This is a genomic window from Marinobacterium iners, from assembly GCF_017310015.1.
Classification (GTDB): Bacteria; Pseudomonadota; Gammaproteobacteria; order Pseudomonadales; family Balneatricaceae; genus Marinobacterium; species Marinobacterium iners.
Genome location: NZ_CP022297.1, coordinates 1,059,375 through 1,072,991, shown reverse-complemented (window position 1 = coordinate 1,072,991; position 13,617 = coordinate 1,059,375). Strand labels below are relative to the sequence as shown.

The 13,617-nt window shown below is 56.6% G+C and carries 16 protein-coding genes; 1 reads left to right on the top strand and 15 read right to left on the bottom strand.

The window, feature by feature from the left end:
• Positions 1-148: 148 nt before the first annotated feature.
• The 13 genes from cysM to rpoE all read right to left on the bottom strand — a co-directional run bounded on the left by cysM (position 149) and on the right by rpoE (position 11,042).
• Positions 149-1,042, bottom strand: a complete 894-nt coding sequence (cysM, locus tag CFI10_RS05235) for a cysteine synthase CysM (RefSeq protein WP_206840292.1) — start codon at positions 1,040-1,042, stop codon at positions 149-151.
• 102 nt (positions 1,043-1,144) lie between these two features.
• Positions 1,145-1,522, bottom strand: a complete 378-nt coding sequence (locus CFI10_RS05230) for a holo-ACP synthase (protein ID WP_206840290.1) — start codon at positions 1,520-1,522, stop codon at positions 1,145-1,147.
• Entirely contained in the window at positions 1,519-2,292 is a 774-nt protein-coding gene (gene pdxJ, locus CFI10_RS05225; protein WP_206840288.1) for a pyridoxine 5'-phosphate synthase, read from the bottom strand. The genes CFI10_RS05230 and pdxJ overlap by 4 nt, the downstream gene beginning before the upstream one ends.
• The gene (recO, locus tag CFI10_RS05220; protein ID WP_091825265.1) at positions 2,279-2,977 is read right to left on the bottom strand and encodes a DNA repair protein RecO; all 699 of its coding nucleotides are present in this window, start codon (positions 2,975-2,977) and stop codon (positions 2,279-2,281) included. The genes pdxJ and recO overlap by 14 nt, the downstream gene beginning before the upstream one ends.
• Complete coding sequence (gene era, locus CFI10_RS05215) at positions 2,977-3,879, bottom strand: GTPase Era (RefSeq protein WP_206840286.1); 903 nt, start codon at positions 3,877-3,879, stop codon at positions 2,977-2,979. Before era ends, recO begins: the two co-directional genes overlap by 1 nt.
• Positions 3,876-4,562: a ribonuclease III gene (gene rnc / locus CFI10_RS05210; protein WP_206840284.1), complete on the bottom strand. Its 687-nt coding sequence runs from the start codon at positions 4,560-4,562 to the stop codon at positions 3,876-3,878. Before rnc ends, era begins: the two co-directional genes overlap by 4 nt.
• Positions 4,559-4,939, bottom strand: coding sequence for a DUF4845 domain-containing protein (locus CFI10_RS05205; RefSeq protein WP_091825257.1), 381 nt, complete (start codon positions 4,937-4,939; stop codon positions 4,559-4,561). The genes rnc and CFI10_RS05205 overlap by 4 nt, the downstream gene beginning before the upstream one ends.
• 11 nt (positions 4,940-4,950) lie before the next feature.
• Positions 4,951-5,763, bottom strand: coding sequence for a signal peptidase I (lepB, locus tag CFI10_RS05200; protein ID WP_206840282.1), 813 nt, complete (start codon positions 5,761-5,763; stop codon positions 4,951-4,953).
• 9 nt (positions 5,764-5,772) lie between these two features.
• Entirely contained in the window at positions 5,773-7,572 is a 1,800-nt protein-coding gene (gene lepA, locus CFI10_RS05195; protein WP_206840280.1) for a translation elongation factor 4, read from the bottom strand.
• A 133-nt stretch (positions 7,573-7,705) separates the two neighbouring features.
• Positions 7,706-9,085, bottom strand: a complete 1,380-nt coding sequence (locus tag CFI10_RS05190) for a DegQ family serine endoprotease (protein ID WP_206841952.1) — start codon at positions 9,083-9,085, stop codon at positions 7,706-7,708.
• 50 nt (positions 9,086-9,135) lie between these two features.
• Positions 9,136-9,570, bottom strand: a complete 435-nt coding sequence (locus CFI10_RS05185) for a SoxR reducing system RseC family protein (RefSeq protein ID WP_206840278.1) — start codon at positions 9,568-9,570, stop codon at positions 9,136-9,138.
• Positions 9,571-9,572: 2 nt separating this feature from the next.
• Positions 9,573-10,409: a MucB/RseB C-terminal domain-containing protein gene (locus CFI10_RS05180; protein ID WP_091825246.1), complete on the bottom strand. Its 837-nt coding sequence runs from the start codon at positions 10,407-10,409 to the stop codon at positions 9,573-9,575.
• 42 nt (positions 10,410-10,451) lie between these two features.
• Positions 10,452-11,042 carry an RNA polymerase sigma factor RpoE gene (rpoE, locus tag CFI10_RS05175; RefSeq protein ID WP_206840270.1) on the bottom strand — a complete coding sequence of 197 codons (591 nt, stop codon included), beginning with the start codon at positions 11,040-11,042 and terminating at the stop codon, positions 10,452-10,454.
• A gap of 233 nt (positions 11,043-11,275) precedes the next feature.
• Here rpoE and nadB point away from each other — a divergent pair, with 233 nt between their 5' ends.
• Positions 11,276-12,913: an L-aspartate oxidase gene (gene nadB, locus CFI10_RS05170; protein ID WP_206840268.1), complete on the top strand. Its 1,638-nt coding sequence runs from the start codon at positions 11,276-11,278 to the stop codon at positions 12,911-12,913.
• Here the strand turns inward: nadB and CFI10_RS05165 are convergent.
• A complete protein-coding gene (locus CFI10_RS05165; RefSeq protein ID WP_206840259.1) occupies positions 12,867-13,334 on the bottom strand; it encodes a hypothetical protein in 468 nt (155 codons plus the stop codon). The genes nadB and CFI10_RS05165 overlap by 47 nt on opposite strands.
• Positions 13,312-13,566: an FAD assembly factor SdhE gene (locus tag CFI10_RS05160; RefSeq protein ID WP_091825235.1), complete on the bottom strand. Its 255-nt coding sequence runs from the start codon at positions 13,564-13,566 to the stop codon at positions 13,312-13,314. Before CFI10_RS05160 ends, CFI10_RS05165 begins: the two co-directional genes overlap by 23 nt.
• Positions 13,567-13,617: the final 51 nt, after the last annotated feature.

Sequence of the window (13,617 nt, the reverse complement as noted above, 5' to 3'; positions counted from 1 at the left end):
CTTGCCTCCGGCGACCATTACTGAAAGGCGGGCCAGTGCCGGCAACAGTGACTCACCCTCAGGATGGAGCCACATTCTAGTCCCTAAGACCGCTCAGTGCGAGCAAGTTCCCTGACCGGTTTTCACCGTATGTGACTAATGGTTAACACTAGCCAAACACACCGGTGGACAGGTAGCGGTCGCCCCGGTCACAAATGATGCACACAATGGTCGCGTTGCTAACTTCCTCGGCCAGCTGCAGGGCACCTGCAACAGAGCCACCGGAGGACACGCCACAGAAAATGCCCTCTCGACGCGCCAGTGCGCGCATAGTCTCTTCTGCCTGCTTCTGAGAGATATCGATCACCCGGTCTACGCGGCTGCGTTCAAAAATTTGGGGCAGGTAGGCTTCAGGCCAGCGCCTGATACCGGGAATCTGAGATCCCTCCTGCGGCTGCAGGCCAACAATCTGGATTTCTGGATTCTGCTCTTTCAGGTAGCGCGACACGCCCATGATGGTACCGGTCGTGCCCATGGAGCTCACAAAATGGGTGATGGTACCCTGAGTCTGTTGCCAGATTTCTGGGCCGGTGCTGCGATAATGAGCCTCGGGGTTGTCGGCGTTGGAAAACTGATCCAGCACCTTGCCTTCTCCTGCCGCCTGCATCTCAAGCGCCAGATCACGGGCACGCTCCATCCCTTCAGCCTGAGTTACCTCGATCAGCTCGGCACCATAGGCGCTCATCGCTGCCTTGCGCTCAGAACTCATATTGGCTGGCATGATCAGTTTGAGCTGATAGCCCTTGATCGCGGCGGCCATTGCCAGCGCAATACCGGTGTTACCGGAAGTCGCTTCAATCAGGCAGTCACCCGGCTGGATATCACCACGGGCTTCGGCCAGCTCGATCATGCTCAGTGCCGGGCGATCCTTGACCGAGCCTGCCGGGTTGTTGCCTTCCAGCTTACACAACAGGGTGTTGCCATTGGCCACCGGGATACGCTGCAGACGGACCAGCGGCGTGTGACCGACGTAATCGGCAATTGTTGGATAATCAATGGCCATGAATGCTCCTGAGCAGTGCTTCAATATAGATATAACAGCCAGATTACTTATTCCTGACTAATATTGTCGGAATAATATCAGGACGCATGAACAACGGCAATCTCAGCCGGTTTCAGCTACCACAAAGGCCATCACCAAGGCCTGTTCATCACTGTAAGACAGATGCCAGCGGCTTATGCCCTGCTCACAGGCCAGCGTTTCGGCCGCTCCCGCCAGTTTCAGCAAAGGTCGGCCCAGCGCGTCATGCTGAACAGAAAAGTGTTGCCAGCTGATGCCGCGTCCTATTCCGGTTCCGAGTGCTTTTACGGCCGCCTCCTTGGCTGCAAAACGTTTCGCCAGGAATACTTCCGGGCGCACGCTCTTATTGAATGCGTCCAGCTCCTCGGGCGTGAGAATCCGAAGCGGCAGGCGTGGCGTTCTAACCAGCGCCTGCCGGATGCGATCAATCTCGACGATGTCGGTGCCGATCCCGTAGATCATGAGCGCAGGGCATCACGCCTTGATTGAACCCTTTGTTGTACCTCCATCATGCGCTGGCGCATCTCGGCCACGGCTGGCTTCAGCCCCACCATCAACGCTCGAGCGATGATGCCGTGTCCGATATTGAGTTCATTCAACTCTGGAATTTCAGCCACGGGCTCCACGTTGTGATAGTGCAGCCCGTGCCCTGCATTGATCACCAGCCCCTGCTGCCAGGCATTGCGGGCAGCGGTTTTCAAGCGCTCCAACTCTTCACTGCGCTCAACAATGGTTTGCGCATCGGCGTAGTTTCCGGTGTGCAGCTCAATGACCGGCGCACCACAACGTACGGCAGCATCAATCTGGGCCGGATCGGGGTCGATAAACAGAGAGACCTCACAGCCCGCATCGGCCAGACGCATGCACGCGGCGCGGATCTGGGACTCCTGCCCGATCACATCCAGCCCCCCCTCGGTCGTCAGCTCTTCTCGTTTCTCAGGCACCAGACAGACATGGGCCGGACGAACCGCTTCGGCCAGCTGCATCATCTCTTCGGTCAAGGCCATTTCCAGGTTCATACGGGTTTGCAGGGTCTGCGCCAGCAGGTGGATATCACGGTCCTGAATATGACGCCGATCTTCACGCAGGTGCACGGTAATGCCGTCAGCTCCGGCCTCCTCCGCCAGTGCAGCCGCCTGTACCGGATCAGGATAACGGGTACCACGCGCCTGACGCAGCGTGGCAATGTGATCAATATTGATGCCCAGCAGCAGGCGATCAGGCTCGGTCATCTTGTACTCCCTTGCGCTTGAGAAACAGCTCGCGACTGCGCAGAGGCCTGTCTCCCAATAGTGGTGAAAGTCGGTTCCGCATCAGGCGCTTGGCACTGCGCCGTACTGCAGGATCATCATAATGGTCTTCGGCAATGGCCTGCAGGTGTTCGGCCGGATAGGCATCCGCCCGATTACAGACGATCAGCCCCCGCTCCGGATCCAGGCGATAGCTCAGCCCCGGCTGAAGTGAACGAGTATCCAGCGCAAACCCCAGCTGCTCAAGCAGTTGGCGTTCAAAGGTGCGCAATGCGCCTTCAAGGTCTTGCCCCAGTCGTAACTCATTGAGTGCATAACGGAAGTAGACGAATAGCCGGGGGTGAGAGTCAAACGGGCGCAACAGACGCTGCAGCAGCTCATTCAGATACAGTCCGCACAGCAGCGCCTTACCCTGCAGCATCAGCAGGGATTCGACCGGCTCGGCCATGCGCAGGGTTTTAAGATCGGTACGCCCCTGCCAGCCAACCTGCAGCGACTGGAACGGCTGTAGCGTGGAACGCAGGCGAGAGCCCGGTTTGCGGGCACCTCGTGCAACCACGCTGACCTTGCCATGCTCCAGCGTCAGCAGATCAACCAGCAGGCTGGTTTCACGATAGGGCCGGCTGTGCAGGACATAGGCGGCCGCCGCATCGACCCGCTGGCTCATCACTCATGCCTGTAACCGAGGCTCTGCAGTGCCCGTTCATTATCGGACCAGCCCCGCTTGACCTTGACCCAGAGGTTGAGCATGACTTTGGTATCAAACATTTTTTCCATATCGATACGGGCATCACGACCAATGGTCTTGATCACCGCGCCGCTGTCACCGATCACGATCCGCTTCTGGCCTTCACGCTCAACCAGAATCAGCGCACTGATATGCAGTACACGACCATCATGCTTAAACTCTTCAATCTCGACCGTGGTGCCATAGGGCACCTCTTCGCCCAGATTGCGCATCAGCTTCTCACGCACCAGTTCGGCAGCCACAAAGCGGGAGCTGCGATCCGTAATCTGATCTTCCGGGAACAGATGCACGCCCTCAGGGATACGCGATTCGACTTCCTGTTCAAGGCGTTCGACATTGTGCCCCTTCTCAGCCGAGATCGGGATAATCACGTCAAAGTGGCGTTTGGCCGCAAGCTCTTCAAGCTGTGGCAGCAGGGCTTCCTTGTCTTTAAGCTGATCAACCTTGTTGACCGCCAGAATCACCGGGCAGTGCAGGTGTTCCAGCTTGTCGAGTACCAGTTGGTCCTCTTCTGTCCAGGCGGTACGGTCAATCATGAACACAACCAGATCCACATGCCGTAACGCCTCGGAGGCGGTACGGTTCATGAAGCGGTTGAGCGCCTTGCCCTTGTCATCCTTGTGCAGCCCCGGTGTATCCACGTACACCACCTGCAGATCGTCCTCGGTCTTGATACCCAGAATCTGGTGCCGGGTCGTCTGTGGCTTACGCGATGTAATGCTCAGTTTCTGCCCCAGAATGCGGTTCAGCAGGGTCGATTTGCCCACATTGGGACGGCCCACGATGGCCACATAACCACAACGCTGTGTTGACTCACTCATGCGCTAGCCTCCTGATCCAGTTGCGCCAGTGCGGCGCGAGCCGCTTCCTGTTCTGCCTGACGGCGACTGCTGCCATGCCCCTCGGTGGGCGCATCCAGCAATGATATTTCACAACGGATATGAAAGGTTTGATCGTGGGGCTCCCCTTCCACCGACACCAGCTCATACTGAGGCAGTTGCGAGCGACGTGATTGCAAAAACTCCTGCAATCGGGTCTTGGCATCCTTGAGGGTAATATTCAGATCCAGCTGTTCCAGGTGGGGGCCAAACCAGTGCAGAATGAACGCTCTGGCTGCTTCCACACCCTGATCGAGATAGACGGCTCCGATAATGGCCTCGACACTGTCGGCCAAGATGGAGTCGCGCCGGAAACCACCACTTTTCAGTTCACCGGAACCCAGACGCAGGTAGTCACCGACCGCCATTTCACGGGCAATAAGGGCCAACGTTTCACCCTTGACCACACGGGAACGCAGACGACTCATCTGACCTTCACGGGCATCCGGGAAGCGCCTATAGAGATCATCGGCAATGACAAAGCTCAGAATCGCATCGCCGAGAAACTCCAGCCGTTCATTATTGCGTTTACCACAGCTGCGATGGGTCAGCGCCAGCTCAAACAGCTCGGGATCTTCACAGGGGTTGCCCAGTTTTCGGGCCAGTTCAGCAGCAGGTTTAATCAAGGTTTAACAGCTTCATAGTGTTCTTCAAACTTAACCAGCGCATCGACGTTGTAGAACATCGGTACACGGACCTCATAGACCAGATCAAAATAGAGCACGCCTTCTTTCTGCGTGACTTGCAGTGAGTCCTTGTTCGGCAACGACACCTGGTTGATCAGGAATTTCTTGTCAAAGTCACGACGGATTTCACGCACCGGCTTGGACAGTTCATCCGGGTCCTCGCTGACCTTGGCCACAATGGAATTGATGGTGGCGTGCTCCCAGTAAGGGCCAAACAGCTTGAACCCTACGGCAAAGAAGATGCCAGCCACAATTAACCCAATCAAAGTCGAGGTAAATGAGGCTCCGCGCTGAAAGTGTGTAGCTCCGTTGTTCATCTTTCCATCCTCTAGTTAATGCGACGAACATCACTGAAATCGGGCAGACTGAAAAAACTGTCCCAATGCATCCATACAGCGGTTGCTTTTCCGACCAGCAGTTCTTCAGGCACAAAGCCCCAGTAGCGACTGTCCCTGCTGTTATCACGGTTATCACCCAGAACAAAGTAATGCCCTTCCGGCACCACCCACTGACCGTTCATGATCGGTCGATAGATATCCTGATGAATTCGGTGCGGCTTACCCACCAGTGTTTCGCTCAGCAGCAACTGCTCAGGATTGCCCGGCGGCAGGCGTGCGATCAAACTTTGTGGCTGTGCTTCACCGTTGATAAACAACGTCTTGCCCTGATAGGTGATCACATCGCCCGGCACACCGACTACCCGTTTAATGTAGTTGATACTGGTATCTTCCGGGTAGCGGAACACGATCACATCACCATGCTGTGGATCATTATTGCTCACGAATTTCGTATTGAGCACTGGCAAACGCAGCCCGTAGTGAAACTTGTTTACCAAAATGAAGTCGCCGATCTTGAGCGTCGGCAACATGGAGCCGGAAGGAATCTGAAACGGCTCAAACAGGAAAGAGCGCAGCAGCAGCACCACCAGCAGCACCGGAAACATGGAACGAGAGGTGTCGGCCCAGCCAGGCTGACGCATCAGGCTAATCTGTTGCGCCTCCGGCAATGGCGCGCCGGCACTCTGCTCAGCCTGCGCCAGTGCCGCCCGGCGCCGGGGCGCAAACATCAGTGTATCGACCAGCCAGAGGATACCAGTCAACAATGTGACCAGTACCAGTATCAGTGAAAAGTCCAGATTCATGTCCCTGCCCTAGCCGTCAACTTTGAGTACAGCAAGGAAGGCGTCCTGAGGAATCTCAACCCGCCCGACTTGCTTCATGCGTTTCTTACCCTCTTTCTGCTTTGACAGCAGTTTCTTCTTACGGCTCACGTCACCACCATAGCACTTGGCCAGCACGTTCTTGCGCAGCGCCTTGACGGTTGTTCGCGCGATCACCTTGCCACCAATGGCGGCCTGAATCGCCACATCAAACATCTGCCGTGGAATCAACTCTTTCATCTTTTCACACAGCATTCGGCCACGGTACACCGCGTTATCCTTGTGCAGGATGACCGCCAGCGCATCCACACGCTCTCCGTTAATCATGATATCCATGCGCACCAGCTTGGCTGCTTCAAAGCGCTGAAAATTGTATTCAAGCGACGCATAGCCACGACTGCAGGACTTGAGGCGATCAAAGAAGTCGAGCACCACCTCCGCCATCGGCAGTTCGTAAGTGACCTGAACCTGCTTGCCGACAAAGTGCATGTTTTTCTGCACACCTCGCTTTTCCACGCACAGACCGATCACCTGGCCCAGATGCTCGTCCGGCACCAGAATATTGGCCAGCACGATCGGCTCGCGCATTTCACGCACAGTAGAGGGGTCCGGCAGCTTGGAGGGGCTGTCGATCTGAACCACGTCACCGTTGTTCAGCTCAAGCTCGTACACTACGGTCGGGGCGGTTGTGACCAGATCAAGATCATATTCGCGCTCCAGGCGCTCCTGAATGATCTCCATGTGCAACATGCCAAGGAAGCCACAGCGGAAACCGAAGCCCAGTGCATCGGATGTCTCCGGTTCAAAGAACAGGGAGGCATCGTTCAGGGTCAGCTTGTCCAGCGCTTCACGAAAATCTTCATAGTCATCGGCACTGGTCGGGAACAGACCGGCATACACCTGCGGCTGTACCTTCTGGAAACCGGGCAAACTGGGTACATCCGGCGTTTTGAAATGCGTCAGAGTATCGCCCACGGGCGCACCATGAATATCCTTGATACCCGCAACAATAAACCCGACCTCGCCGGCACGCAGCTGATCGGTTTCTTTCCGTTTAGGAGTAAAGACACCCACTGCATCCACCTGGTGCGCCTGACCGGTGGATTTGACCAGCAGCTTGTCCTTTTTGCGCAGGGTGCCGTGTATCACGCGCACCAGTGACACCACGCCCAGGTAGTTATCAAACCAGGAGTCAATAATCAGCGCCTGCAGCGGACCATCCACATCACCTTCCGGCGGAGGGATTACCCGAACCAACTCTTCCAGCACCTCCTCAACCCCCAGACCAGTCTTGGCCGAACAGGCGACAGCATGGGTAGCATCGATGCCGATCACCTCTTCGATCTCCTGCCGCACACGGTCAGGATCAGCCTGAGGCAGATCCATTTTGTTCAGTATCGGCAGCACTTCCAGACCTTGCTCGATAGCGGTGTAGCAGTTGGCCACCGACTGGGCCTCAACACCCTGCGCAGCATCCACTACCAGCAAAGCACCCTCACAGGCAGACAGCGAGCGTGACACTTCATACGAAAAGTCCACATGTCCGGGGGTGTCGATGAAGTTGAGCTGATAGGTTTTACCGTCCTTCGCGGTGTAGTCGAGGGTAACACTCTGTGCCTTGATCGTGATGCCGCGCTCACGCTCAAGATCCATGGAGTCGAGAACCTGGGCCGCCATTTCACGGTCGCTCAGACCACCACAGATCTGAATGATGCGGTCGGACAGGGTGGATTTGCCATGATCGATATGGGCGATGATCGAGAAATTACGAATATGTTCCAGTTTACTCACGATACGGTTACCCGACTCCGGTCAGAAAGTGGCTGAGATCAGTTAAAGAGGACGCAGTTTAACGCAAGAGGGGGGATCAGGTCATCGGCAAAAGCGGAAAACCCGGGGAGCGATGCGCTCCCCGGGTTCAGGGTCACTCGGTTTTAAGTGCAATAAACAGGGGACTGCCGCGTCGCACGATACGCAAGGGGACGGAGCGCCCTGCCGGCAAAGCGGATGCCACCTGCTCGAACTGCTCTACCGTTTCGATACGCTTGCCATTGAGCATGGTGATGACATCACCACGTACCAGGCCCGCCTGGAGCCCGGCCCCTTCCTGGACCTGCTGAACCATCACACCCGAACTGATGGCCCACTTGTCTTTAAGTGATGGGTCCAGCGGAGCCACTACCAGCCCCAGGCGACCCGTTTCAGCCGGCTTTTCAGCGGAACGTGATGCCTGCTGCGGTTCATCTGGCATGGTCCCGATAACCAGTTCTACCATCTCACGCTCGCCAGAACGCATCACCTCCAGGCGGGCAGTCTGACCTGGCTTGATACGGCCAACCAGTGGCGGCAGATCTGAGGACAACTCGACTGGCTTGCCATTGAGTTTGAGGATTACATCCCCTTCCTGCAGCCCTCCGGATTGTGCTGGGCTGCCCGGCAGCACCTTGGCGACCAGCGCTCCCGCCGGCTTCTTGAGCCCGAACGACTCGGCCAGATCTCGATTAACCTCCTGAATGATTACACCGAGCCAACCGCGTTGCACGAACCCTTGGTTTTTCAGCTGGTCCGCCACATCCATGGCAACGTCGATCGGTATCGCAAAGGAAAGCCCCATGAAACCGCCCGAGCGAGTATAAATCTGCGAGTTGATGCCAACGACCTCGCCATCAAGATTGAACAGCGGACCGCCGGAGTTGCCCGGGTTGATCGCCACGTCGGTCTGAATGAACGGCACGTAGGTTTCATTGGCCAATGCGCGCTCGGTGGCGCTCACGATACCCGCGGTAACACTGTGATCGAAACCGAACGGGGAACCAATGGCCAGAACCCACTCACCCACCTTGAGGTCGGCCGAACTGCCTTTCTTCACCACCGGCAAGTCGCGTGCATCGATCCGCAGCAATGCCACGTCAGTGCGCTCATCGGAGCCAATCACCTCGGCCTGCAGCTCACGCCGGTCATTCAGGCGCACCAGCACCTCTTCAGCATCCTTGATCACATGATGATTGGTCAGAATGTAACCATCACTGGAAATAATGAAGCCGGAACCCAGAGAGCGAGGAGCCTTGCGCTGCGGCCCTTCACGAAGCTGCGGCATGTCACGGAAGAAGTGCCGGAAAATTTCGGGCACATCCTCTCCTTGAGGACCATGGAATTCAAAGTGCCCGAAGGGCGTTGAAAGGGATTGTTCACTGCGACTGACCGTGCTGATATTGACCACAGCCGGCGAGGCGTCCTCGACCAGTTCTGTGAAATCAGGCAACGCGGCCGCATTCACCAGAGGGGCACAAAGCCAGGCAAGCATGAAACCAAGGCTGATCTTGATGCTTTTCACTGATTTTCACCTTTTGTCGATTACAGGATTTTCAATAGGACCGGCTGATAGCGACTGAGTTCAGCCGTTTTACGTGTGAGAAAACGTACCGCCACAAACCCGGCCAGCAGCATGAAGGCTGCAGCCAGAATCTGTACCGCCTCACTGGCACCCAGCACACTGGCGACCAGAGCGCCAGCAACCAGCATCAGCAGAGGCACAAGGTAAAGCAACAGGGAGGCACGCATAAGCCCCCCCTCCTCCAGCCCGATCAGCACCTGCTGCCCGGGCGAGAGTGCCAGATTGGCAGGATTGAGTACCTCTATCTCAACGGTACGTCCGCGAGACCACTGAGACAGCACACCCTGACTGCAGTTGGAGCGACTGCTGCACTGAGCGCAGGCACTGTTGCGGGCCGCTTCGACCCGTGCCAGCCCCTGGCCGCTCCAGGTGACGGTAGCCACTTCTTCAATCATGCTCAGCGCTCAGGTTGAACCGCACTGGCAATGCGATCCGCTATCATCAGCGGCACATCTCCAACTACAGTGACGAAATGCTCACCGCGCCGCTTGCCAACCGCAATGTAACCATCAGCCTGAGCCACCCCTTCGGGCATGCTTTGGTGGCCGATCTCTTCAACACTGACCGAAAAAGCATCACGCGCATTCGCAAATACCATTACTTCGCCATGAGGCAGAAGTTCGTGCCGCACAATGGAGTATCCCTCCGGCAACCAGCGCGTGGTCCACTGTGGCACCTTCTGAGTGCTGAGCAGGTGTTGATGCTGATCGATATAACGCTTGAGCCCGTCCGACAAACGAATCACATCCGCTGAATCATAGCGGATTGAAGGTGAGGCCGAGCGAGTACCAAGCTGAGTTCGCATCAAGTCGGCACTGGCCGTTGCCCCGGGTAGTGTATAGGTCGGTCGTGTCGCATCACCGGCTTCATTAAGCGAGCCGGCCCCCAGAATCACCACAGCAGTAACGGACGCGGCCACTGCCATGCTGGATACAGAGCGCCACCAGCGAGACACCGGTTTGAATGCTCGCTGTCCCGCTTGGCGTTCGTCCGGCTGATCCACACTGGGGTGGTACACCGGTTCTCGCTCAAGCGCAGCCATGACCCGATCACTGAGATCGACATCAATGGCTGCAACTGTTTCACGCTTCAGCGCAGATCGCACAACCTGGTAACGATGCCACTGCTGGCCCAGCTGCGGGTCCTGCCCCACCTGCTCCAGTGTACGACGCAACTCGAAGTCACTGACCTCTCCATCCAGGAGTGCCGATATGGATTCATTCGCTTCTCGCATAGACTTACCCCGAATGGCTGCAAACGGCAGTCATATGATCTCTCAGTTGTTATTGAGCAGCGGTGCGATCTCCTTGTCGATCGCCTCGCGTGCCCTGAAAATCCTTGACCGAACCGTGCCAACAGGACAATCCATGACGTTGGCAATATCTTCATAACTCATGCCTTCAAATTCGCGCAGCGTCAGCGCCACACGCAAATCTTCCGGCAGACGATCAAGCGTCTGCTTGATGACACGCTCCATCTCGTCGCGGTAAAGTGCATTTTCCGGAGTCTCCAGATCACGCAACTCATTTTCCGCCCCTAGATATTGTGCGTCGTCTACATCCACATCCACGTCCGGTGGTCGTCGATTGCGGGCAACCAAGTGATTCTTGGCCGTGTTGATCGCAATACGGTACAACCATGTATAAAACGCGCTGTCGCCACGAAAACCGGGCAACGCTCTATAAGCCTTTATAAAAGCTTCCTGGGCAACATCCAGTGCCTCGTGCTGATCGTATACATAACGTCCGATCAGTCCGATGATCTTGTGCTGGTACTGTTTGACCAGCAGGTCGAAAGCACGTTTGTCACCAGCCTGAACCCGCTTGACCAGCAACTGGTCAGCGGCTGCCTGACTCTCGTTAGACACTCGGTATCCTTAAGTCACTGTGACTGTTTTTCCTGCAGATGCGAGGAGATCATGATTCAATAAAGTATGTATGGATGACCTGATGCATTGCAACCTCATGTCTTGAGCAGGCTCGCAACTGGTATGAACCTGAATCGGGGATGAAGTTCCAACACAATTTAAATTTGCGGCAACCTTACACTTGTCTGTACAAGACCGCATAATAGTTTGCCCTACAGGTACGGAATCTGAATATGAGTACAACACAGAGCCCCCCTCGGGACTTCGATGTATTGATCATCGGCAGTGGTGCTGCAGGCCTGACACTGGCACTGCAGTTGCCGGAGCACCTGAAGATTGCCCTGCTCAGCAAGGGCAGTTTCGAGAGCGGCTCTACCTGGCTGGCCCAGGGCGGCATCGCCGCTGTGCTGGAAGAGGGCGACAGCCTTGAAGAGCACATTCGCGATACGTTGACCGCCGGTGCCGATCTTAGCCGCCCCGATGCAGTTGCTCGAATGGTGGAAGAAGGCCCGGAAAGCATCCGCTGGCTGATCGATCAGGGGGTGCCTTTCACCCGCGAGGGCGACCACTACCATCTCACCAAGGAAGGGGGTCACTCCCATCGTCGCATTATCCACGCCACCGACGCCACCGGTCGCGCCGTCCATGAAACCTTGCTGGCACGGGCGCAGAAGGCGACCAACATCACCCTGCTGGACCGCCACGTTGCGATTGATCTGATTACGCGGCGCAAACTGAAGCTGCCGCACAACCGCTGTATCGGAGCCTATGTACTGGATATCCGCAGCGGACATATCCGCGCCTTTCGGGCGCCACAGGTGGTACTGGCAACCGGCGGAGCCGCCAAGGCCTATCTCTATACCAGCAACAGTGACGGCTCTACCGGCGACGGCATCGCCATGGCCTGGCGTGCAGGCTGCCGCATCGCCAATATGGAGTTCAACCAGTTTCACCCCACCTGCCTGTATCACCCCCAGGCCAAGTCGTTTCTGATCAGCGAAGCGGTGCGTGGCGAAGGCGGCAAACTGCTGCTGCCGGACGGTTCTCGTTTCATGCACCATTTTGATGAGCGTGCCGAACTGGCACCCCGCGACATTGTGGCCCGCGCCATCGACCACGAAATGAAGCGCCTTGGCTGCGATTGTGTTTATCTGGATATCAGCCACCGGCCAGCCGACTTCATTCGCGAACATTTCCCCACCATCCACCAACGTTGCCTGGAACTGGGGATCGATATCACCCGTGATCCGATTCCGGTGGTGCCGGCGGCCCACTATACCTGCGGCGGTATCGTCACGGGAGCAGATGGCAAGACCGATCTGGCAGGACTCTACGCCATCGGCGAAACCGCTTTCACGGGCCTGCACGGTGCCAACCGACTGGCATCCAACTCACTGCTGGAATGCATAGTCTCTGGTCGAGCGGCTGCACGCGCAATTTCACAGGATACAACAACAGCCCAGGCGGAGCGCCCCGAGATTCCGGGTTGGGATGAGTCACTGGTCACCGATTCGGATGAGGATGTCATCATCTCTCACAACTGGGATGAGCTGCGCCGTTTCATGTGGGACTACGTAGGCATCGTACGAACAGACAAACGCTTGGCAAGGGCACAGCACCGAATCGAGCTGCTGCTGCAGGAGATCAGCGAGTACTACAGCAACTACCGAGTCAGCTCGGATCTGATTGAACTGCGCAACCTGGCCACTGTTGCCGAGCTGATCATCCGCAGCGCCATCAGCCGCAAGGAGAGTCGAGGTCTGCATTATACACTGGACTACCCTGCACCCGCAGCAGAGCGCAGTGACACTGTACTCGCTCCGGCTAACTTTCAGTGGCCTGATGCGACCCGAGTGGAGGCGCCCATCTGAGCACGACATGCAGACGCCGCACATCCGTGCGGCTGACCTGCTCCGGTGTAATGATCAGCCAGGTTGGCCGCGCCCGATCCGCACGTTGCAACTTGAGCACCTGAATCAGCCCCGGCACAGAGCAGCTGAAGTAAAGCCGTTCCACCTGGCACCAGCCACCCGATAGAGTCAAAAGCTGCATGGAACCCAGATCCGGCTCCCATATGAGCTGATCTACCGCATCATCAGCGTGCGGATACAACAATGGCCAACACAACAGCGGCATGACAACCAACAATACCAGCATGGACAGAAGCCGCAGGCCCAAATCCGGCAACATCAGCCATACCGCCGACTCTGCTGCACCTAACAAGACCAGACAGAGCACGCGCAGCCTGATACCCTGCTTCAGCTGTAATTCAAGCCGGCTGAACCCGCTCAAGCATGATCCTTATGATACGTTTCAAGTCCTCATCCTGAGGCTCCTCTCGCTGCATGAACCAGACAAACAGATCCTGGTCCTCGCAATCCAGCAGCTTAACAAAACGCTGCTGATCTTCAAACGCCAGATCTCTGAACGCCTCCTGCATGAAAGGTACAAACAGCACATCCAACTCCAGCATTCCCCGGCGGCATTGCCAGGTCAACCGGCGTACATCATCTTCTGTAAACATTGATCCACCAACCCTGTCGGCATGTAACATGCCGCTATTAAACCTCGAAAC